Here is a 19,583-nt window from a genome sequence, read left to right on the forward strand (position 1 = left end):
AAGAAGTGGGATGTGCTGATCGCCCCGCGCCCCGACCCGGTCGAGGGCTTCATGAGCAAGATCTCGATGTGCTCGCCCTGGACCTCGATCAACGTCCTGGCGATCACCGAGAAGAAGAAGATCGTCGTCGACCAGAGCCAGCCGACCCTCATCAAGGCGCTCAAGGACTGGGGCTTCGATCCGGTCCCGGCGCCGTTCCTGAGCTACGGCCCGTTCGGCGGCTCGTTCCACTGCGCCACCCTCGACGTCCGCCGCCGCGGCGTGCTGAAGTCGTACTTCTAGGATCACAGACAGGCCCGTTCCGCGGCCGGTTTGCAGATTCGCACATCAGCGTCGGCGGACGTCGAGGGTGGCGCAGTGGAACGAGCCGCCGAACGGGCCGTAGCTCAGGAACGGCGCCGGGATCGGATCGAAGCCCCAGTCCTTGAGCGCCTTGATGAGGGTCGGCTGGCTCTGGTCGACGACGATCTTCTTCTCGGTGATCGCCAGGACGTTGATCGAGGTCCAGGGCGAGCACATCGAGATCTTGCTCATGAAGCCCTCGACCGGGTCGGGGCGCGGGGCGATCAGCACATCCCACTTCTTGAGGACCGCCGGCAGCTTCTCGACGTCGACATAGTCCGGGTTCACCAGCACCTTGCCGGGGGCCAGCGGCATGAACGACGAGTCGATATGCATCGGCTGCGGGCAGCGGCTCTCGATCTCGTGGATGCGGAAGCCGGGGCCGAGGTGGCGGCGCAGCCACTCGATGCCCATCAGGTTGGTCACGTTGGAGCGGGTCACGAACAGGTCGCGGCCGCAGCGCACGAAGTCGGCGGCGTCGAACACCGGCTCGAACTCGTTGACGGTGAACTGCATGGGCTCGCCGGCCTTCAGGTTCGGCACCCGGTAGTCGTAGTTGTAGAGGTCGTCGGTCAGCTGCGGCCGCGGCGCGGAGGTCCAGCGGGCGCCGGCGCGGAAATACTCCTTGAACAGCGAGCGGTAGGCGTCGCCCTCGAAGTAGCGCGAGCGCCAGCACATCGGGCTCTCGATGATCTCGTCGCCGATGACGAGGTATGGGTCGCGCGGGCAGGCCACGCAGAAGCCGCGGGAGGACCAGCGCGGCGCCTTGAACTTCTTGGAGAAGTCCACCGTGTCGGGGCGGCGGACCTTCACGCCCTCGCCGGCCAGGATCGTGATGAAGTTGTCGAGCTCGGCTTGCGCCAGCTTCTTCATAAACTTCGGATACTTCCAGCCGCTCGCCAGCCGGTAGAACGGCTGCGCGGCGCGCGGCAGGTTGAAGATCACCGTGAGGTGGTGGGTCGGGATGGTGGCGCCGTCGAGGGAGCCGACGATCACCTCCTCCAGCGGATCCCACTCGTTCCAGGCCATTACGGGCGAGTGCGGCGCCGGGGCGCCCGGTGCCGCCGCACCCGCATAGCTGCCGGCATGCGTGTCCTCGGTCACGGCCTCCAGGGCCGTGATCGGTGCTTCGCGCTCCATGACGTGTGCCCCTTCTGCGACGTGCCGCGGCCTTCTGCGTAGGCTCTACGAGACCCCGCGCCGCTTTGGCCCCCGGTGTGTTAAACGGGTGATAGACAGCGCTCATCCATGCTGCAACGTGACAGAAACGTTCTCGGCCCGGCGGACCTATTTCTGCCGCGACCGTGGCCGATTTCCCGCATCAAGCCTTTTGCGAGCTTGAAAGACGACAATGAAGCGCCTGACGACCTTGGCCTCGATCGCCGGTCTCTGCACGGTCGTCGGCCTGTTCATGTCCTCTGGTCTTGAGGATGTCTCGGCCGCCGTGATGAGTGCCGGCTGGGGTGCCGCCCTGGTGGTGCTGGCCCGTATCGTGGCGGTCGCCTGGGCGGGGCTCGGCTGGCAGGTCGTGTTCCCCAAGGGCACCGCCCGGCTCGCCGATTGCGTGTCGCTGCGCTTCGTGCGCGAGGGCATCAACACCCTGCTGCCGGTGGCCACCGTCGGCGGCGATTTCGTCGGCGCGCGCCTTCTGTCCAAGCGCGGCGTGCCGGGCGCCCTCGCGGGCGCCAGCATGTTCGTCGACCTGATGACCCAGGCGCTGACGCAGCTCCTGTTCACCGTCGTCGGCCTCGCCCTGCTGGTCGCGATCTGCGGCGACGGGCCGATCGCCCGGACCGTGGAGGGCGGCCTCGCCCTGGCGGTGCCGGCTCTGGGCGCCTTCTACCTGATCCAGCGCCGGGCCGGGCACCGCCTGATCCAGGGGCTGCTGAGCCGCTTCGCCTCGGGCCGCGAGTGGCGCGCCTTCGGGGCGATCGACCAGCTCTACGACAGCCTGCGCCGCCTCTACGCCAACCACGCACGCTTCGCGACCGCGCTGGTGGTTCACTTGGTCGGCTGGGTGATCGGGACCCTGGAGGTCTATGTCTGCCTGCATTTCATGGGCTACCCGATCGACTTCGCGCAGGCCCTCATGATCGAGAGCCTCGCCCAGGCGGTGCGTGGGGCGGCCTTCGCGGTGCCCGGTGCGCTGGGTGCCCAGGAGGGCGGCCTGATCGCCCTGTGCGGCCTGTTCAACATCCCGGCCGAGGCGGCGCTGGCCCTCTCGCTGGTCAAGCGCTTCGCCGATCTGGGCGTCGGTCTCCCGAGCCTGCTGCTCTGGCACCGGATCGAAAGCAAGCTGCGCGCGGAAGCCCCCGAGGAGGAGGAGCGCGAGGTCGAGATGGAGGCCGGGCGCAGCGTCAAGCGGGTGGTGCCACCCGCGACGCTCGGCCCCTTCTACAGCTACGCCCCGCCCCGCATGGTGGCGCGGCTCGGTGACGGCGAGGAGTTGAAGAAGTGCGCCTGACCCGCCGGCTCGCGGCCGCCCTGATCGCCGCCCCTTTGCTCGTCCCGGTTTCCGCGTGGGCCGCCGACGATCCCGCCGTTCAGACCGTGCGCGACCTCTACGCCGCCTTCTCGGCCGCGCTGAAGGACGGCCCCAGCCCCCTGCCCGCCCGGGTCGAGGTGGTGGGGCCGGCGATGGACAAGGCCTTCGATTTCCCCGCCATGACCCGCATCGCGGTTGGCTCGAAATGGTCGAGCTTCACCCCGGAGCAGCAGGCGGCGGTGACCGACGCGTTCAAGCGCAGCCTCACCGTCACCTACGCCAACCGCCTCGCCCGCGCGGCCGGGGGCAAGTTCGACGTGACGTCGAAGGTCGAGGAGCGCGGCGCCCAGCGGGTGGTGCCGACCCGGGTGACCGCGGCGGATGGCGACGATTCCGAAGTCGATTTCGTCGTCAACGCCGACAATCGCATCCAGGACGTCCTGCTCAACGGCGACGTGAGCGAGCTTGCGGCCCAGCGTACCGCCCTCTCGGCGCCGCTGAAGTCGGGGGGCGCGGACGGCGCCGTGAAGTTCCTGCGCCAGCGGGCCGACGGCATGCTCGCGGCCAAGCCCACGCCGTGACCGCCGCCGAGAGTGCCGCCCTGAACCGGCCGTTCGCGGCCAACGCTGCCTGAGGCGGCGGGACGATCGCACGGACCCGATCGGATGGATGTTTCCGCCCTGACGCTGCTGGCCCTCTGGTGGCTCTCGCTGATCTGCCTGATCCTGGCAGCGGCGGGCTGCCTCTATGCCCTGGCGGCCGCCTTCTGTGCAGCCCGCTACGCGGGGCGCCCCGTCCCGGCCCTGGCGCCCGGCGCGCCGCGTCCCTCCGTGACGGTGCTGAAGCCCCTCTGCGGGCTGGAGCCAAAGCTCTACGCCAATCTCGAGAGCGTCCTGCGCCAGGACTATGCCGGCCCGGTCCAGATCGTGTTCGGCGTCCAGAAGGCCACCGATCCGGCGATCGGCGTGGTGGAGCAGCTCAAGCTGGCCTACCCGGCGGCCCGGATCGACCTCGTGATCGACGCGCGCCAGCACGGCTCGAACCGCAAGGTCTCGAACCTGATCAACATGGCCGAGGGGATCGCCCACGAGGTGGTGGTGCTGGCCGACAGCGACATGGTGGTCGGGCCCGACTACCTGGAGCGGCTGGTCGCCGAGCTGTCGCAGGCGGGCGTCACCGGCGTGACCTGCCTCTACCACGGCGTGCCGGCCTTCCGGGGCCTGTACGACCGGCTCTCGACGCTCGCGATCGACACACATTTCCTGCCCAACGTCGTGATGGGCCTGAGCCTGGGGCTCGCCAAACCCTGCTTCGGCTCGACCGTCGCCTTCACCCGGGCGAGCCTGGAGGCGGTGGGTGGCTTCCGGACCTTCCGCAATGACCTCGCGGACGATTACGCGATCGGCGCGGCGCTCCGCGGCCTCGGCGGCCGGGTGGCGATCCCGAGCTTCACCATCGGCCATACCAGCGTCGACACCGAACTCGCCGGCCTGTGGCGGCACGAACTCCGCTGGAACCGCACCATCCGCACCGTCGATCCGGCGGGCTATGCCGGCTCGATCGTCACCCACGCCTTCCCGCTGGCCCTCGTGGCGGCGCTGCTTCCGGGGGCGGGACTGGGAACCCTGGCGGTGGCCGGCCTCGCCCTGGCGAGCCGCATCCTCCTCTGCCGGCAGGTCGAGCGGGCCTTCGGTCTGACCCCGCACCCCTACGGACTGTTGCCGATCCGCGACATCCTCTCCTTCTTGAACTTCTCCTGGGCCTTCGTGTCGGGGGCGGTGACATGGAAAGGTCATGATTATCACGTGGTTGCGGATGGCACACTGATCCCCGACGCGGAGCTCGGCAGCGACGCCGGCGCGCCGCTCCGCTGACCCCGACCAATCCTTCTCCGCCCCTCCCCCGCATTGCCCTGAGGCCTTGAACCCCATGCGCACGCTCTTCCTCCAGGCCCCCACCTTCGACGGTTTCGACGGCGGTGCCGGCTCCCGTTACCAGGCCAAGCGCGAGATCAAGTCGTTCTGGTACCCGACCTGGCTGGCCCAGCCGGCCGCCCTGGTGCCGAACTCGAAGCTGATCGACGCGCCGCCGCACAACATCAAGCTTTCCGAGATCGTGGCCCAGGCCAACGACTTCGACCTCGTCGTGCTCCACACCTCGGTGCCGTCGTTCAAATCCGACGTGAAGACGATCGAGGCGCTCAAGGCCGCCAACCCGAAGCTCATCGCCGGCCTGATCGGCGCCAAGGTCGCGGTCGACGCCGCCGGCGCCATGGCCCAGGCCCCGGTGGTCGATTTCTGCGCCCGCAACGAGTTCGACTTCACCGTCAAGGAGGTCGCCGACGGCGTGCCGATGGCGCAGATCAAGGGTCTGTCCTATCGCGACGCCAACGGTGTCGTGGTCCACAACGAGGACCGCGAGATCATGACCGACATGGACCAGCTGCCCTTCGTCACCAGCGTCTACAAGCGCGACCTGGAGATGGAGAAGTACTTCATCGGCTACCTGAAGCACCCCTACATCTCGTTCTACTCGGGCCGGGGCTGCAAGAGCCGCTGCACCTTCTGCCTGTGGCCGCAGACGGTCGGCGGGCACACCTACCGCACCCGCTCGGTCGCCCACGTGATCGAGGAGATCAAGTACTGCCTGAAGGAGTTCCCCCAGACCAAGGAGTTCTTCTTCGACGACGATACGTTTACGGACAACCTCCCGCGTGCGGAAGAAATCGCCCGTGAGCTCGGCAAGCTCGGCGTCACGTGGTCGTGCAACGCCAAGGCGAACGTGCCGCGTGAGACCCTGAAGGTGCTCAAGGAGAACGGCCTGCGCCTGCTGCTGGTCGGCTACGAGTCCGGCAACCAGCAGATCCTGCACAACATCAAGAAGGGCATGCGGGTCGAGGTCGCGGAGAAGTTCACGCAGGATTGCCACGAGCTGGGCATCGCCATCCACGGCACCTTCATCCTCGGCCTGCCGGGCGAGACCAAGGAGACGATCCAGGAGACGATCGCCTTCGCCAAGCGGATCAACCCGCACACGATCCAGGTCTCGCTGGCGGCCCCCTACCCGGGCACCTTCCTGTACAAGCAGGCGGTGGAGAACGGCTGGCTCGACATCGAGAACGCCGAGCTGGTCGACGAGAACGGCGTGCAGGTTGCCCCGCTGCACTACCCGCACCTCTCGCACACCGAGATCTTCACCTCCGTTGAGGAGTTCTACAAGAAGTTCTACTTCCGGGCGCCGAAGATCGCCTCGATCGTCAGCGAGATGGTGCGCTCCCCCGATATGATGAAGCGCCGCCTGCGCGAGGGCGTGGAGTTCTACCGCTTCCTCAAGGAGCGCCAGGGCACCGCCAAGGCGGCGTAAGTCAGGGGGCCGGGGCCCACGGCCCCGGCGGGGCGTGCGGGGCAGAGCCCCGCCTCTTCTCCTAGGGCTCCGCCCTGGACCCGCGAGAGGGCTCGCCCTCTCGACACCCGTTACGAGGTTTGCGTGAAGCGTCTGGTCGTCACCGCGGATGATTTCGGGTTGAGCCCCGAGGTCAACGAGGCCGTCGAGCAGGCGCATCGCGACGGGATTCTCACGGCGGCGAGCCTGATGGTCTCGGCGCCGGCCGCCGCCGACGCGGTGGCCCGGGCCAAGCGGCTGCCGTCCCTGCGGGTCGGGCTGCACCTCGTCCTCGTGGAGGCGTGGCCGACCCTCCCGGCCGCCGAGCTTCCCGACCTGACCGACGCAGCCGGCCTGATGCGGGCCGACATGGCCCGGCTCGGTCTCGACTTCGCCCGCAAGCCCGCGGCCCGGCGACAGCTCGCCGCCGAGATCCGCGCCCAGTTCGAGGCCTATAGGGCGACCGGCCTGCCGCTCGACCACCTCAACGCCCACAAGCACTTCCACGTCCACCCACTGATCGCGGGCGCCGTGCTGCGCATCGGCCGCGCCTTCGGGATGCGCGCCCTGCGGGTGCCCCGGGAGCCGCGGGAGATCCTGCGCCGCGCCGAGCCCGGTGCCCGCCCCCGGCCCGCCCTCGACATAGCCCCCTGGGCGGCCCTGCTCGCCGTGCGCGCCCGGCAGGCCGGGCTTCTGATCCCGGACCGGACCCTCGGCCTAGCATGGTCCGGCGCCATGACGCCGGCCCGGGTGGCGGCTCTGCTGGCCGAACTCCCAGATGGCCTGACCGAGCTTTACACGCATCCGGCGACGGCGGGCGGTTTTGCGGGTGAGGCCCCGGGCTATCGGTATGCCGACGAGCGGGATGCGCTTGTGGCGCCCGCGTCCCGGGCGGCGGCCGATGCGTCTGGCGCAATCCGAGGCGGCTTCTCGGATTTCCTCGGCTGATCGGCCCATCCAACACTCCACCTCAGGATGAGGTGATCGGGCGGGATCAGCCGATCATCTGCCTTTGGGCGCTCTGGCGTCCCGTGTTGCGATACCGGGCGCCGCCGCTTTAACCTCGGGCGCGATGAATGCTGCCGTCTCAAGTCGCAACAGTATCGTCGTCGAGGAAGCCGATCCCACGAGCCTGCCCGCCCGTGCCTGCCTCGCCGCTTACTACGCCGAACTGGCGACCCGCTTCGCCGGCGGCTTCGACGTCGCCCTGTCCTGCGACCCGGAGGCCGCCGCCATGATGCGGCCGCGCGGCACCTTCCTGATCGCCGTCGCGGACGGCCTTCCGGTCGGGTGCGTCGGTGTGAAGGGGAGCGGCGGACCGGTGGCGGAGATCAAGCGCCTCTGGATCGAACCCGCCGCCCGGGGCCTCGGCCTCGCCAAGCGGCTGATGCAGGCGGCCGAGACGGCAGCCCGCGATCTCGGCATCCGGACCCTGCGGCTCGATACCAACAGCGCCCTGCCCGAGGCCCTGGCGCTCTACCGGCGGTCGGGCTGGGTGGAGATCGACCGCTTCAACGACGACCCCTACCCGGACCATTTCTTCGAGAAGGCGCTCTGACCGGCTACTTCGCCGGCTACTTGGCCGGCACCGGATCCTTCAGCCCGGTGCTCTTCCGCAGGGCCGCGCCGGCGGCCTTCTCGGCATCGGGACGATCCTCGTCGGGCTGCACCGGCGGCTCGCCGAGCGTCGCCGGCACCACGAAGAACGCCGCCACCAGGGTGAAGAACAGCGAGAGCGCGAGCAGCTTGCCCATGCTCGCCGTCCCCGGATGGCTCGACAGGACCAGGGACCCGAAGGCGCTGCCGGTGGTCAGCGCCGAGAAGAAGATCGCCCGGGTGAGGCTGGAGGCCAGCATGTCGGTCACGCCGGCCCGCCACGCGATCACGTAGTAGATGTGGAACGCCACGCCGACCGCCAGCATCAGCGGCAGCGCGATGATGTTGGCGAAGTTCAGCGGCATGCCGACGATGCGCATCGCCATCAGCGTCCAGAGGGTCGCGATCACCAGCGGGCCCAGCGTCATCGCCACGTCCCACGGCTTGCGCAGGGCGACCGACAGGATGACGAAGATCAGCACGAAGGCCGTCACCGCCGCCTGCACGAAGGCGCCCAGGATCGTGTAGCTCGATTGAGTCGTCGCCACGGGCGCGCCGGTGGCGTGGGGGGCAACCTTCAGGACTTCGTCCGAGAAGCGGCGCAGCACCGCGTCGTCGTTCGAGTCACCCTTCGGGTGGACCTCGATGCGGGTCCGCCCGTCCGCCGCCACCCAATCGGCCTTCAGCTGCGGCGGCAGGTTGTCCAGCGTGATCTTTTCCGGGTGCAGCAGATCGCGCAGCCGCGCGAGCAGCGGACCGAGATCCTTGGTCAGGGCGACGGACGCCGCCTCGCGCTGCGGCACCGGTCCGGCGGCGAGCGTGTCGAGGGTACCGGCGAGTTGCTTGGCGGTCTGCGCCCCCTTCTGGTCGCCCTTGGCGTCGTTCGAGACGCCGTTCAGTGCCGTCGCGGCATCCTTGAGCGCCTTGACGTTGTCCGCGTCGGTGGGCGGCGGCGGCCGGCGCCCGGGGTTGAGAACCGGATCGAGGAGCTGCGCGGTGTCGGCGATCTGCGCGAGCTTCTTGTCCTGATCGCGGGGCACGAAGGTATCGATGCTGTTGACCGAGGCCGTGACCGGCAGCGCCAGCAGCTTCTGCGACAGGGCCGGGACGGCGTCGACGCTGGGGGCCAGCACGTCGATGAAGTTCGGGCTGGTCTCCGGGTTCTTGATCAGATCGAGATAGGTCGCGATCGACTGCGTCTTCGCGCTGCGCAGGTGCATCGGGTTCGAGTCGAACGGCAGGTGCCAGAGGAGCGGTGCGCCCGCCAGGGTGATCAGGCCGACCACGATCAGGATCGGCTTGCGGTGCTCGATGATCCAGGGATCGACGCCGACCAGCCAATCGGTCTGCACCGCGGCCTTCTCGCCCTTGGGATTGAACACGGCGATCAGCGCCGGGAGCAGCGTCAGGGCGAACAGGTAGGCCACGATCATGCCGACGCCGGCGATGAGCCCCAGTTCGGAGACGCCGCGGAAGGCCGTCGGCAGGAAGGCGAAGAAGCCGGCCAGGAGCGAGATCGCAGCGAGCGTCAGCGACCAGCCAACGCCCCGGGCCGCAGCCCGCAACGCGGCGCCGATCTCGGGCTGTTCGAAGCGGTCCGCCCGGTAGCGCACGGCGAACTGGATGCCGAAATCGATGCCGAGCCCCACGAACAGCGCCGCGAAGGCCACCGAGATCGGATTGAGCTCGCCGACCATCGCCAGCCCGAGGCCCGCGGTGACGATCAGGCCCGCGAAGGTCGTGATCAGAACGGCCGCCACCAGGGGCGCGGAGCGCAGGGCGAGCCAGATGAACAGGACGATCGCGCCGACCGTCACGCTGTAATTGACGCCCGCATCCTCCGAGAGCGTCGCGAACTCCTCGTCGGCCACCGCCACCGTGCCGGTGAGCCGCATGCGCAGGCCGTGCTCGGCATCGATCCTGAGGTCCTGGGCGACGTTCCGGATCAGCTTGGTCGCCTGATAGCCGGGCTCCAGGGCGTTGAAGTCCAGCACCGGCTGGATGACCACGAACTTCATCTTGTCGGTGACGCTGCTCTCGCCGTTGGAGAGCAATTCCTGCCAGGACATCCGCGCCGGCTGGCCGGCCAGCACCTTCTGCAGCGTGGCGTCGATCTGCCCCATGGGCTTCTCGAGGTCCTCGAGCTTGGCGTCCCCGGTCTTCACCCCGCGGGCGCCGAGGGTCAGCACCCGCATCACGCCGCGCAATGACGGGTCGGCGGCGAGCGGGCCGAGCAGCCCCTGCTGCTGGGTCAGCGATTCGAGGGTCTTGTCGAGGTCGGCCTGCGACATCAGCAGCAGGCCGTTCTTGTTGAAGAACGGCCCGCCATCCGGGCGATAGACGGTCTCGATCAGGTTCTTGTGCGCGGTCAGCGCCTTGGCGAGGTTGGCCGCCGCCTCCTCGGTCTCCTCCGGCGTCTGGCCGTTGATGACCGCCACGATGGTGTTCGACCGCTGCGGGAAGGCCTGCTCGAAATTGATCTCGTCCTGGCGCCAGGGCTCCTTCGGATCGATCAGCCGCTCGACATCCGTGTTGATTCGGAAGAGATGCGCCGCGACTCCGGCGCTCGCGACCGTGACGAACGCCACGAGGGCGAGCACGATCCACCGATACCGTACCGAGAACGCGACGAGACTTTCGATCACGAGCACCCTGCCTGTTCGCCCCGGACGCGCACACGGCGCGGCCGACACATGCCATCGAACACATCGGGATCCCGGTGACCGGCTCCGGCAGGGCTCAGAGCCCGCGTGCCGATCGCCCCGCAATCCGCTCGGATGCGTGCCGGGGTGGAGGAACGCCGCACGGTCCGCCCCGGACGCACGGTACGCGTCCATACGCCGATCGCGGCCGATATGGATCGCGGCGCAGCCGTCTGCCATAGGCCGCAGACCGGGCCCCGGCTTGCATCACCGCCCCGGGGTTCAGTAAAGAGGGTGGTGCCAGATTGCAACGCGGCCGACCGGTGCGGTCGTCGCGGAAGATATGTGCGCTAGCGCACATCGCCTGCGGCGTCACGGCCGAAATTCCCGAGGCTCGGTCGCATTGCCGACGCAATGCACGTGCTGTCCTCAACGGCTGGATGTCCTTGCCCACGAGGCCCGCGCAGGCGGCTCATGTGGCACTGTTGCGTCAGGCGTGGAATATGATGTCATCGCCCCGCCGAAACAGGGTCGATTGAGATTAGTTCCAAGCTAGATCGCTAGAAATCGCGTTTTTTTTCGTGTTAAACACCCCGATGCCTCCGGGGCCGACGAAGTGAAGGAGCCGCAATCTTGGGTATCCCCCTCCGGTACGTCGCGAAGATCGGCGGCTACATCCTGAAACAGCACCTGACGGGTCGCAAGCGTTACCCGCTCGTGATGATGATGGAGCCGCTGTTCCGCTGTAACCTGGCCTGCGCCGGCTGCGGCAAGATCGATTACCCGGACGAGATCCTGAACAAGCGCCTGCCGGTCGCCGACGCGCTCGAATCGGTACGCGAGTGCGGCGCCCCCGTGGTGGTGATCGCCGGCGGCGAGCCGCTCCTGCACAAGGATCTGCCGCAGATCGTCGAGGGCATCATCGCCCAGAAGAAGTTCGCGATCGTCTGCACGAACGCGCTGCTCCTCGAGAAGAAGATCAAGGAGTACAAGCCGAGCCCGTACTTCACGTGGTCGATCCATCTGGACGGCGACAAGGAGATGCACGACCAGTCGGTGTGCCAGCGCGGCGTCTACGACAAGGCCGTGGCGGCGATCGCGAAGGCCAAGGAGATGGGCTTCCGCGTCACCATCAACTGCACCTTCTTCAACAATTCCCAGCCCGAGAAGATCGCCGACTTCTTCGACAGCGTGACCCGGATGGGCATCGACGGCATCACCGTCTCCCCCGGCTACGCCTATGAGCGCGCCCCCGACCAGAAGCACTTCCTGAACCGCAAGGCGACCAAGGACCTGTTCCGCGGCGTCTTCCGTCACGGGAAGGAGAAGGGCCGCGAGAAGTGGACCTTCCAGCAGTCGGGTCTGTTCCTCGACTTCCTGGCCGGTAACCAGACCTACCACTGCACCCCGTGGGGCAACCCGACCCGCACCGTGTTCGGCTGGCAGAAGCCCTGCTACCTGCTCGGCGAGGGCTACGCGGCGACCTTCAAGGAACTGATGGAGACCACCGACTGGGATTCCTACGGCACCGGCAACTACGAGAAGTGCGCCGACTGCATGGTCCACTCGGGCTACGAGGCCTCCTCGGTGGTCGATTCGGTCCGCAAGCCCTGGAAGCCGCTGGTTCACGCGATCCGCGGCATCAAGACCGACGGCGCGATGGCTCCGGAGGTCAGCCTGGAGAACCAGCGCCCGGCCGAGTTCGTGTTCTCGCGCAACGTCGCGCAGAAGCTGTCCGAGATCAAAGCGGCCGGCGTCGACACCAAGCAGGAAGCCCGCAAGCGCACCGCCGCCTGACCTGCACGGGACGGACGAAATTCGAACCCGCGGCCGAGAGGCCGCGGGTTCTGCTATTTTGGGTGTCGGGTCGGGCGCGCTGCGCGAGATCACGGGCCCGACAGAACCCCGGCAGGGTTGCCGGGTGATTCAGCCTTGGTTTCGAAAGGTCGAGACCTTTCGCGGGTCCAGGGCAGAGCCCTGGTCAGGATCTCAGGGCTCTGCCCTGAGGGCCCGCCACAGGGCCGAGCCCTTTGGAAACCCAATCCTCGACTGTCGTCTGTCGATCCTGCAGGCGTGCGACCAAGGGGCGGTCCGGAACCGCGCAGCCATCAGCCCCCGCGCAGGGCTTCCAGCACCTTGCCGCCGGGGCGGCCGGTCGGGGTCATGCCGAGGCGGCGCTCCACGTCCTTGATGGCGTCGCGGGTCTTCTGGCCGACCTTGCCGTCCGGCTCGCCGACATCGTAGCCGCGGGCGGCCAGCCGGGTCTGGAGGTCGCGCCGCTCGGCCCGGGACAGGGGCGGATCGTCGGTCGGCCACGCCGCCTGGACGCCCGCCTTGCCCCGCAGCCGGTCCGACAGGACCGCGATGGCGAGGCCGTAGGATTCGGCGGCGTTGTACGAGTAGATCGCGTCGAAGTTCTTGGTGACCAGGAAGGCCGGCCCGTCGATCCCGGCCGGCGCGATGATCCCGGCCGGCCCCTCACCCGAGAGCGGGCGGCCGTCGATCCGGGTCACGCCGAGCGAGGCCCAATGGGTGAGCGGCTTCTTGTTCCTGCGCCCGGCGGCCCCGACGTTGAAGCCGCGGGGCAGCTTCACCTCGTAGCCCCAGACCTGCCCGTGCTGCCACTTGGCGACGTGCAGGAAGTTGGCCGTGGAGGCGACGGCGTCGGCGGTCGAATCGACCACGTCGCGCCGCCCGTCGCCGTCGCCGTCGACCGCGAGGCGGTGATAGGTGGTCGGCATGAACTGCGTCTGGCCGAAGGCCCCCGCCCAGGAGCCGGTGAGCCGCTCCGGCGCGATGTCGCCGCGCTCGATGATCCGCAGCGTGGCGATCAACTCGCCGCGGAAGAAGTCCCGGCGGCGGTTGTTCGAGCAGGCGAGCGTCGCCAGCGACTGGACCAGCGGCATCTTGCCGAGGTTTTTGCCGAAATTCGACTCGACCCCCCAGACCGCCGCGATCGTGTAGCGGTCGACGCCGTAGCGCGCCTCGGCCTGCGCCAGGGCGGCCGCGTTCTGGCGCATCGCGGCGCGCCCGTCCTCGACGCGCTCGTCATCGACCAGGGCGGCCATGTAGTCCCAGATCGGCGTCTTGAACTCGGGCTGCGCCTGCGAGAGCTCGATCACCTTGTCGTCGTAGCTGATGCCGCTCGTGGCCGCGCGGAAGGTCTGGGCCGAGACGCCCGCAGCGGCGGCCTGGGACTGGATGCCGGCGAGACAGCCGTCGAAATCCGCGCGCGCCGGCAGGCTCGTGGCGCCCACGGCGAGGAGACCGAACCCGAGCGCGACGCCCGACCCGAAGCACTGATGGCGCATCCTGGCCTTCCTGTTTCTCATCCGCGGTGTAGCGGCCGAATCAGGCAGCACGAGGGTTAACTGCGCGTTAGCGCGGGCGGGGTCCGATGCGCCAGGGCTCCGCCCTGGCGACCCGCCAAAGGGCTTGAGCCCTTTGGAATCCCCTTTTCCTCAGGCCCATTCCCGCTGGGCGAGCTTCTGCTCGTAGGCGTCGATGGCCGAGGCGCGCTCCAGCGTCAGGCCGATCTCGTCGAGCCCGTTCAGGAGGTTGTGCTTGCGGCCCGCCTCAATGTCGAAATGCAGCATGCCGCCGTCCGGCCCCCGGATGGTCTGCGCCTCCAGGTCGATCGACAGGGTCGCGTTGGCGCCGCGCTCGGCGTCCTCGAACAGCTTCTCCAGATCCTCCGGGGCGACCGTGATCGCCAGGATGCCGTTCTTGGCGCAGTTGTTGAAGAAGATGTCGGCGAAGCTCGTGGAGATCGCGCAGCGGATGCCGAAATCGGCCAGCGCCCAGGGCGCGTGCTCCCGGGACGAGCCGCAGCCGAAATTGTCGCCCACCACCAGGATCTTGGCGTTCCGGTAGGCCGGCTGGTTCAGCACGAAGTCCGGGTTCTCCGAGCCGTCCTCGCGGTAGCGCATCTCGGCGAACAGGCTCTTGCCGAGGCCCGTCCGCTTGATCGTCTTGAGGTACTTGGCCGGGATGATCCGGTCGGTGTCGACGTTGATCGTCCGCATGGGCGCCGCGACGCCCTCCAGGGTGGTGAACTTGTCCATCTGCACGCTCGCGCGATCGGGCTGTCTGCCGGGGGGTTTAGCAGCGCCCGGCGCGGGCCGGAAGCGTCAGGCCAGGGCATCGTCCCGGAAGGTGGTCACCGGCTTCCGGGACGATGCCCATCTCAAAGACCACGCGCGTCGGCCCGGGACAGGAAGCCGTCGTGCAGCGCCGAGGCCACCAGGGCGCCCGCGATCCCGGCCGCGCGCAGTGCCCGCAGATCGGCCGGGCCGCGCACGCCGCCGGCCGCGTAGAGGCGGCGATCCGGCGCCCGCGCCTGCATCGCCGCGAGCGCCGCGAGGTCGGGCCCCTGCCCGGCCCCGACCTGGGCGAGCGTCATCGCGATCACCTCAGGCGGCCAGAGCGACGGGTCGTCGTGGAGCGCGGCGGGGCCGAGCCGTTCCGTGCCGCGTGTGTCGAGGGAGAGCACGGCGCGGTCCCCGAATCGCGCCGGCAGGCGGGGATCGGCCTGGCTCTCGCTGCCGATCACTGGTCGGCCGAGGCCGGTGGCCAGGAAGTCTGCGATGCCCTCGGGATCGGCGAAGCCCGCATCCACCCACAGGGTGACCCCCGGACAGGCCCGGGCGATCGCCGTCAGCGCCGCCAGATCGGGCGGAACCCGGTCGATGATCGCGTCGAGATCCGCCACGTAGAGGATCGTGGCCGGCCACGCGTCGCACAGGCCGCGCGCCACCGCGTCGGGTGCGGATCCCTTTGCCAAGGGCGTCGCGATCGGGGCATAGGAGGAGCGCTCGCCCCGGCGCGCCCGCACCACGCGGCCGCCCCGGAGGTCGAGCACCGGGATCACCGCGAAGCCGGGGCGCCCGAATCCGTGGTCCATCGAGGCGTTCATCGCGATCCCATGCTCTCACCAGCCCAGACGACGATCGGGTGGGACCTCGGCGGGGTTCACGTCAAGGCCGCGCTGGTGGAGGCCGGGCGCGTGGTGGCGGCCGTCCAGGTCCCCTGCCCCCTCTGGCAGGGCGTCCCCGCCCTCGATCGGGCGTTGGCGGCCCTGCCCGACTGGGCCCGGCGCGAGGCCCGGCACGCCGTCACCATGACGGGCGAGCTGACCGATTGCTTCGCCGACCGGCAAGCGGGCGTGGCCGCTTTGTCCGGATGGGCGGCGGCCCATCTGGCCGGCCCCGTGCGGATCTATGCCGGCCGGTCCGGCTTCGTCGCCCCGGAGGCGGCCGCGGAGGTCGCCGCCGACGTGGCCTCGGCCAACTGGCACGCCACCGCGGCGCTCGCCGGTCGGCTCGCCCCGGACGCCCTGCTCATCGACATCGGCTCCACCACCACCGACCTGATCCCGATCGTCGGCGGTCGACCGGCGGCGGCGGGCTACAGCGATGCCGAGCGCCTGGAGACGGGGGAGCTCGTCTACACGGGTGTGGTGCGCACGCCCGTGATCGCCCTCGCCGACCACGCCCCCTTCGGCGGCCGCCGCACGCGGCTGATGACCGAGACCTTCGCCCACATGGCGGATGCCTACCGGATCCTTGGCCTGCTCCCCGAGGGGGCCGACCAGCAGGCGAGCGGCGACCGCAAGGGCAAGTCCGTGGCCGAGAGCGAGACCCGGCTGGCCCGGATCGTCGGGCGCGACCGGGCGGAGGCCCCCGGGCGGGTCTGGGCGATGCTCGCGGGGCATTTCGCCGAGGCGCAGCTGCGCCTGCTGCACGATGCCGCCGCGCTCCTGCTCGGCCGGCCAGACCTGCCCGAGACAGCCCTCCTGATCACCTGCGGGGCCGGCGCCTTCCTGGGGGACCGACTCGCGGACCGGCTCGGCCGCGCATCCGTGCCGCTGGTCGACCTGCTGAACGACCGGATCGCCGGCCCGCGCGATTGGGTCTCGACCTGCGGGCCGGCGGCGGCGGTCGGCCTCATCGCCGCGGAGGAGAGAGACGCATGAGTGCCATCAAGATCCTGGCCCGGATCCTCACGGCCCGGGTCGGTCCGCATATCGAATTGGCCGTGGAGACGGAGACCGGCGAGGTCCTGAAGGTGCTCGCCACCGAGGATCAGATCGACCGGCTGGTCGACGAGCTGGAGGACATCCTCCATTCGCCGACCGAGCCCGACGACGACGGGCCGCCCGCGGCCGCCTGAGCGGGCCATGAGTCTGATCGCCGCCAAGATCGCCATCACCCCGACGCTGATGTGGGCCGTCTCGGCGGCGGCGCGCCGCTGGGGCAGCCTCGTCGGCGGCCTGCTGTCGGGCCTGCCGCTCACCTCGGCGCCGATCTCGATCTATCTCGCGGCCGAGCAGGGCGAGCCTTTCGCCGCCGAGGCGGCCATCGGCTCGGTGGAGGGGTTGGGGGCGGTGACGCTCTGCTACCTCGCCTACGCCCTCTGCGCCCCGCGGATGGGCGCCGTCGCGTCGATCGGCGTAGCCCTCGCGGCCTTCATCCTGGGCGGCGCCGTGCTGCACGGGCTCGTCCGGCCCGGCCTGTGGCTCGCCACGGCGATCGACCTGCCGATGATGGCGCTCGTCGTCGCCCTGTGCCGGCCGGGATCCTCACCCGGCGTGCCGCTTCGCCGGCCGCCGCGCTGGGACATGCCGGCCCGGCTGACGGCGGCCACCACCCTGGTCCTGCTGGTCTCCACCCTCGCGCCGCTGCTCGGGCCGGGCCTGAGCGGGGTCCTGTCCCCGATCCCGATCATTTCCTGGCCGCTGATCGTCTTCGCCCGGATGCAGGACGGGGTTGGCGCTTCGCTCGACGTGGTGCGCGGCAGCGCCCAGGGGGCGTTCGGCGTGCTGGCCTTCTACATCTGCATCCATGCGACCCTCGGGGCGATGGATCCGGTCCTGGCCTACGCGCTGTCGATCGCCGCGTCGGCCGCCTGCGTCCTGCCCTGGCTGTTCGCGCGGCGCCGCCCGCGGGCGGCGTGAGCCCCCGGATATAAGCCTGCACCCCGCTGGGGCGGACCTTGAGCCTGTTCGCCGCCCCGTGCGTCGACGCTCCGACGCGTGCCAATGGCCTTCGCCTGGGCCTGACCCTCACCATCCCGAGCCCACGGTTGATCGCCCACGCGCGCCACCGTCCCGGAGCCTCTCGTCCTGCCGTCGGCTTGAACGGGAGGCTCCGCGCGATGGATCCGGCCCGCCGCCACGATCATCCGTGCCGCCCGCCAGCCGGAAGTGGGGCCAGGCCGAGGCGAAGAGCCCCCGATAGCTTCGACCGCTTAAAGCCAAGGTTGTTCTGCATCGACGCGTCAAGCCGCTGCGGGTTGTGCCGATACAGAGACGATGCAGTGATAATGTCCTGACACTCAAGATCTGTTGCAACAGAGATCATGTTGACATCGCCGTGTTTGCTCTGCAGATCGTGAAACGATTTGTCAAAGACGAGATCCCATATGATCGACCGATTGATGAACCTGAGATTATCGTACAGAATTTTGGCACAGACCGTGCTGATGGCTGTCATGTTGGCAATCATCGGTGTTTCGGGATTGCGGCTCTATTATCGCGAGATGGTGGCGGAGCGGATGCAGTCCCTGCAAGCCATCACTGAGCTGTTCATGAGCTATGCTCAGGATCTCGAGGGGCGGGTGCGGAGCGGGGCCCTGACCCGGGACGCTGCCCTCCACCAGCTGACCGAGACGGCGATAGCCATGCGCTTCGACGGCGGGACCAACTACGTCGCCATCTACGGGATGGACGGCACCGTCCTGGCGGTTCCCAATCGCAAGATCGTTGGCACCAATCAGCTGAATACGCGGGTCAACGGCGTGCGCGTGGCCGGAACGATCATCGATGCGCTGAAGACATCCGACACGACCTTGACCGGGTACATGTACCCCCGGCCGGGGCGCGAGGGCCTCTATCCGAAGACCACGCGTGCCGTCCTGTTCAAGCCCTGGGACATCATCATCGCGGTGGGCACCTACACCGACGATATTGGAACGGCCTTCCTGTCGCTGGCCGCCGCTGCCGGGGGGCTGCTCCTCGGCATCGGCGCGTTGGGGGCGCTCGGCTCGATCCTGGTGGGCCGGAGCATCACGCGCCCGCTCGACCGGCTCGGCCGGCGGATGCAGGCCCTGGCCGAGGGCGATGTCGCGGCACCGGTCCCGGGGCTCGACCGGACCGACGAGATCGGCCGGATGTCCGCGGCCGTCGAGGTGTTCCGGCGCGCCCTGATCGAGAAGGCCGCGTTGGATCACGCCGTCGCACGGGAGGCGGAGGCCAAGGCCCGGCGCGGGCAGATCTTCGAGACCCTGACCAAGGCCTTCGAGACCACCGTCCGGACGCTGATGACGCGGGTCACGGCGGCCGCCGCTACGATGCAGGCGACCGCCGAGGCGATGGCGCGGACAGCCTCGCGGACCAGCGGCCGCGCGTCCCACGTCACGGACGCTGCCCAAGAGACCGCCGCGAACGTGCAGAGCGTGGCATCGGCGATCGAGGAGATGGCGAGCACCATCCAGACGATCTCCGGGCAGATGACCCAATCCTCGGTGATGACCAACCAAGCGGCGGCCGAGGCCGCGCGCACCGATGCCATCGTCGGCGAACTCGCCGACGGGGCCGAGCAGATCGGCGCCGTCGCCGGCATGATCGCGGCCATCGCCCACCAGACCAACCTGCTGGCGCTCAACGCCACGATCGAGGCGGCCCGCGCCGGTGAGGCGGGCCGCGGCTTCGCCGTGGTGGCGGCGGAGGTGAAGGCGCTGGCGCAGCAGACCGCGACCGCCACCGAGCAGATCACGGGCCGGATCGGCACCGTTCAGGCCTCGACCCGGCAGGCGGTCGAGGCACTCCAGGGCATCGGCCGCACCGTCGCTGCGGTCAACGGGCTGACGATCACGGTCGCCGCCGCCATCGAGCAACAGAGCGTCGCCACCGAGGCGATTGCCGAAAGCATCGCGCGGGCGGCCAGCGGCACCGATACGGTGACCGCCAACATGGCCGAAGTATCACGCGTGGCCGAGGAGACGGGGGGCGCGGCCGATCAGGTGCTGGGTGCCGCGGCGGAACTCGCCCGGAAATCCGAGCAGCTCTCCGATGAGATCGCGCGATTTCTCGAACAGGTCCGCGCTGCCTGACCGGCGCGGTCCGTAGGGCGAGGTCC

General features: G+C 69.3%; 16 protein-coding genes and 2 pseudogenes. 12 read left to right on the top strand and 6 right to left on the bottom strand.

Annotated elements, in window-relative coordinates; translation table 11 throughout:
• Window positions 1-282: pseudogene (locus tag MKK88_RS15120) on the top strand (amidinotransferase); the annotation flags it as partial.
• Window positions 283-327: 45 nt separating this feature from the next.
• On the opposite strand, the gene MKK88_RS15125 reads toward MKK88_RS15120, so the two are convergent.
• Entirely contained in the window at window positions 328-1,482 is a 1,155-nt protein-coding gene (locus tag MKK88_RS15125) for an amidinotransferase (RefSeq protein ID WP_244001035.1), read from the bottom strand.
• A gap of 211 nt (window positions 1,483-1,693) precedes the next feature.
• On the opposite strand from MKK88_RS15125, the gene MKK88_RS15130 reads away from it, so the two are divergent.
• From MKK88_RS15130 to MKK88_RS15155, 6 genes and pseudogenes are all read left to right on the top strand, one after another.
• Window positions 1,694-2,806 carry a flippase-like domain-containing protein gene (locus tag MKK88_RS15130; protein ID WP_244001037.1) on the top strand — a complete coding sequence of 371 codons (1,113 nt, stop codon included), beginning with the start codon at window positions 1,694-1,696 and terminating at the stop codon, window positions 2,804-2,806.
• On the top strand, window positions 2,797-3,408 hold the full coding sequence (locus MKK88_RS15135) for a phospholipid-binding protein MlaC (RefSeq protein ID WP_244001040.1): 612 nt from the start codon (window positions 2,797-2,799) through the stop codon (window positions 3,406-3,408). The genes MKK88_RS15130 and MKK88_RS15135 overlap by 10 nt, the downstream gene beginning before the upstream one ends.
• A gap of 84 nt (window positions 3,409-3,492) precedes the next feature.
• Window positions 3,493-4,701 carry a bacteriohopanetetrol glucosamine biosynthesis glycosyltransferase HpnI gene (gene hpnI, locus MKK88_RS15140; RefSeq protein WP_244001041.1) on the top strand — a complete coding sequence of 403 codons (1,209 nt, stop codon included), beginning with the start codon at window positions 3,493-3,495 and terminating at the stop codon, window positions 4,699-4,701.
• 55 nt (window positions 4,702-4,756) lie between these two features.
• A complete protein-coding gene (gene hpnJ, locus MKK88_RS15145; RefSeq protein WP_244001043.1) occupies window positions 4,757-6,190 on the top strand; it encodes a hopanoid biosynthesis associated radical SAM protein HpnJ in 1,434 nt (477 codons plus the stop codon).
• Between the two features lie 123 nt (window positions 6,191-6,313).
• Complete coding sequence (gene hpnK / locus MKK88_RS15150; protein ID WP_244001045.1) at window positions 6,314-7,156, top strand: hopanoid biosynthesis-associated protein HpnK; 843 nt, start codon at window positions 6,314-6,316, stop codon at window positions 7,154-7,156.
• 154 nt (window positions 7,157-7,310) lie between these two features.
• Window positions 7,311-7,766 (top strand): annotated as a pseudogene (locus tag MKK88_RS15155) (GNAT family N-acetyltransferase); the annotation flags it as partial.
• Between the two features lie 16 nt (window positions 7,767-7,782).
• On the opposite strand, the gene MKK88_RS15160 reads toward MKK88_RS15155, so the two are convergent.
• On the bottom strand, window positions 7,783-10,449 hold the full coding sequence (locus MKK88_RS15160; protein ID WP_244001047.1) for an MMPL family transporter: 2,667 nt from the start codon (window positions 10,447-10,449) through the stop codon (window positions 7,783-7,785).
• Window positions 10,450-11,079: 630 nt separating this feature from the next.
• Between MKK88_RS15160 and hpnH the strand changes: the two genes are divergently transcribed.
• A complete protein-coding gene (gene hpnH / locus MKK88_RS15165) occupies window positions 11,080-12,243 on the top strand; it encodes an adenosyl-hopene transferase HpnH (RefSeq protein WP_043386340.1) in 1,164 nt (387 codons plus the stop codon).
• 311 nt (window positions 12,244-12,554) lie between these two features.
• On the opposite strand, the gene MKK88_RS15170 is transcribed toward hpnH, so the two are convergent.
• The 3 genes from MKK88_RS15170 to MKK88_RS15180 all read right to left on the bottom strand — a co-directional run bounded on the left by MKK88_RS15170 (window position 12,555) and on the right by MKK88_RS15180 (window position 15,349).
• The gene (locus tag MKK88_RS15170) at window positions 12,555-13,757 is read right to left on the bottom strand and encodes a lytic murein transglycosylase (RefSeq protein ID WP_244001049.1); all 1,203 of its coding nucleotides are present in this window, start codon (window positions 13,755-13,757) and stop codon (window positions 12,555-12,557) included.
• A gap of 150 nt (window positions 13,758-13,907) precedes the next feature.
• Window positions 13,908-14,510 carry a 3-isopropylmalate dehydratase small subunit gene (gene leuD / locus MKK88_RS15175; protein ID WP_244001051.1) on the bottom strand — a complete coding sequence of 201 codons (603 nt, stop codon included), beginning with the start codon at window positions 14,508-14,510 and terminating at the stop codon, window positions 13,908-13,910.
• A gap of 122 nt (window positions 14,511-14,632) precedes the next feature.
• Window positions 14,633-15,349 (bottom strand): HisA/HisF-related TIM barrel protein, encoded by a 717-nt coding sequence (locus MKK88_RS15180; protein ID WP_244001053.1) that lies wholly within the window; start codon window positions 15,347-15,349, stop codon window positions 14,633-14,635.
• Between the two features lie 21 nt (window positions 15,350-15,370).
• Here MKK88_RS15180 and MKK88_RS15185 point away from each other — a divergent pair, with 21 nt between their 5' ends.
• The 3 genes from MKK88_RS15185 to MKK88_RS15195 are packed head-to-tail and all read left to right on the top strand — an operon-like array spanning window position 15,371 to window position 17,401.
• On the top strand, window positions 15,371-16,420 hold the full coding sequence (locus tag MKK88_RS15185; RefSeq protein WP_244001055.1) for a hydantoinase/oxoprolinase family protein: 1,050 nt from the start codon (window positions 15,371-15,373) through the stop codon (window positions 16,418-16,420).
• The gene (locus MKK88_RS15190; protein ID WP_244001057.1) at window positions 16,417-16,617 is read left to right on the top strand and encodes a hypothetical protein; all 201 of its coding nucleotides are present in this window, start codon (window positions 16,417-16,419) and stop codon (window positions 16,615-16,617) included. The genes MKK88_RS15185 and MKK88_RS15190 overlap by 4 nt, the downstream gene beginning before the upstream one ends.
• Window positions 16,618-16,624: 7 nt before the next feature.
• Window positions 16,625-17,401, top strand: coding sequence for a hypothetical protein (locus MKK88_RS15195; RefSeq protein WP_244001059.1), 777 nt, complete (start codon window positions 16,625-16,627; stop codon window positions 17,399-17,401).
• Window positions 17,402-17,624: 223 nt separating this feature from the next.
• Here MKK88_RS15195 and MKK88_RS15200 read toward each other — a convergent pair whose 3' ends face one another.
• Window positions 17,625-17,951: a hypothetical protein gene (locus MKK88_RS15200; RefSeq protein WP_244001061.1), complete on the bottom strand. Its 327-nt coding sequence runs from the start codon at window positions 17,949-17,951 to the stop codon at window positions 17,625-17,627.
• Here MKK88_RS15200 and MKK88_RS15205 point away from each other — a divergent pair.
• On the top strand, window positions 17,938-19,557 hold the full coding sequence (locus MKK88_RS15205) for a methyl-accepting chemotaxis protein (protein ID WP_244001062.1): 1,620 nt from the start codon (window positions 17,938-17,940) through the stop codon (window positions 19,555-19,557). The two genes, MKK88_RS15200 and MKK88_RS15205, sit on opposite strands and share 14 nt — an antisense overlap.
• Window positions 19,558-19,583: the final 26 nt, after the last annotated feature.

The organism is Methylobacterium sp. E-005, from assembly GCF_022829725.1.
In the GTDB taxonomy this organism is placed as follows: Bacteria; Pseudomonadota; Alphaproteobacteria; order Rhizobiales; family Beijerinckiaceae; genus Methylobacterium.

Coding starts and splice junctions, on each gene's coding strand:
- MKK88_RS15125 (WP_244001035.1), bottom strand. CDS start 1,482: ATGGAGCGCGAAGCACCGATCACGGCCCTGGAGGCCGTGACCGAGGAC.
- MKK88_RS15130 (WP_244001037.1), top strand. CDS start 1,694: ATGAAGCGCCTGACGACCTTGGCCTCGATCGCCGGTCTCTGCACGGTC.
- hpnI (WP_244001041.1), top strand. CDS start 3,493: ATGGATGTTTCCGCCCTGACGCTGCTGGCCCTCTGGTGGCTCTCGCTG.
- hpnJ (WP_244001043.1), top strand. CDS start 4,757: ATGCGCACGCTCTTCCTCCAGGCCCCCACCTTCGACGGTTTCGACGGC.
- MKK88_RS15170 (WP_244001049.1), bottom strand. CDS start 13,757: ATGCGCCATCAGTGCTTCGGGTCGGGCGTCGCGCTCGGGTTCGGTCTC.
- leuD (WP_244001051.1), bottom strand. CDS start 14,510: ATGGACAAGTTCACCACCCTGGAGGGCGTCGCGGCGCCCATGCGGACG.
- MKK88_RS15180 (WP_244001053.1), bottom strand. CDS start 15,349: ATGGACCACGGATTCGGGCGCCCCGGCTTCGCGGTGATCCCGGTGCTC.
- MKK88_RS15185 (WP_244001055.1), top strand. CDS start 15,371: ATGCTCTCACCAGCCCAGACGACGATCGGGTGGGACCTCGGCGGGGTT.
- MKK88_RS15190 (WP_244001057.1), top strand. CDS start 16,417: ATGAGTGCCATCAAGATCCTGGCCCGGATCCTCACGGCCCGGGTCGGT.
- MKK88_RS15195 (WP_244001059.1), top strand. CDS start 16,625: ATGAGTCTGATCGCCGCCAAGATCGCCATCACCCCGACGCTGATGTGG.
- MKK88_RS15205 (WP_244001062.1), top strand. CDS start 17,938: ATGTTGGCAATCATCGGTGTTTCGGGATTGCGGCTCTATTATCGCGAG.
- MKK88_RS15200 (WP_244001061.1), bottom strand. CDS start 17,951: ATGATTGCCAACATGACAGCCATCAGCACGGTCTGTGCCAAAATTCTG.